Below are 617 nucleotides of genomic sequence, written 5' to 3'. Positions count from 1 at the left end.
CGGAGAGTTGGCAGAGTGGTCGATTGCGGCAGTCTTGAAAACTGTTGACTTGTCAAAGGGTCCGCGGGTTCGAATCCCCCACTCTCCGCTGAAATGGTCATCAAAGCCATACAAAAATCCTGGAACCGTAAGATTTCAGGATTTTTTGTTTTAATTGAACTTTTTTAAGCCAGACGCTCTTCCAGATCATCCTTCCACATAACAAATCCTTTTCTTTCGTCTGAGTAATCATGTAAAACACGACTAAAGTTTATTGGAGAAGTTTTTAAGCAATTTGACCAATAAAATGACAATATTAGCTATATTTGTGTATGGAACAGGAAAATTTAATTAGAAAAAGGGTCGTGCTTGTACATTGGAAAAGGCAAATGGAGGTTGAGGTTTTCTCCAACCTGAAAAATTTCTGCCTCAGCTATCCTAAGTACAATTATAACACCCTTAATAACTATTTGGGAAAAGAGAGAATAGCCTACGAAAATGAAATAGTCCGGGTGGAGCGGAAAGAAATTATTGCAAAACCCAAACCCCTGGCCGTAACCGAAAGGGCTATTGTCCCGGTTTTACGAAGAGTGCAAATGAAACAAGCAGAAGACCAGGCGCATGATTGGCAGTATTGG

General features: G+C 40.4%; 1 protein-coding gene and 1 tRNA gene. Both read left to right on the top strand.

Features of this window, described 5'->3' with window-relative positions:
* The first annotated feature begins 1 nt into the window (after position 1).
* Positions 2 to 88 (top strand) — tRNA-Ser (locus tag AC6CH7_RS26470).
* Positions 89 to 311: 223 nt separating this feature from the next.
* A partial coding sequence (locus AC6CH7_RS26465; protein ID WP_498265562.1) for a hypothetical protein occupies positions 312 to 617 on the top strand: 306 nt, incomplete at its 3' end.

This window comes from Pedobacter sp. GQ55 (assembly GCF_059758925.1).
The sequence above is the reverse complement of the archived record's forward strand: the minus strand, read 5'-3'. Positions and strand labels throughout refer to the sequence as shown.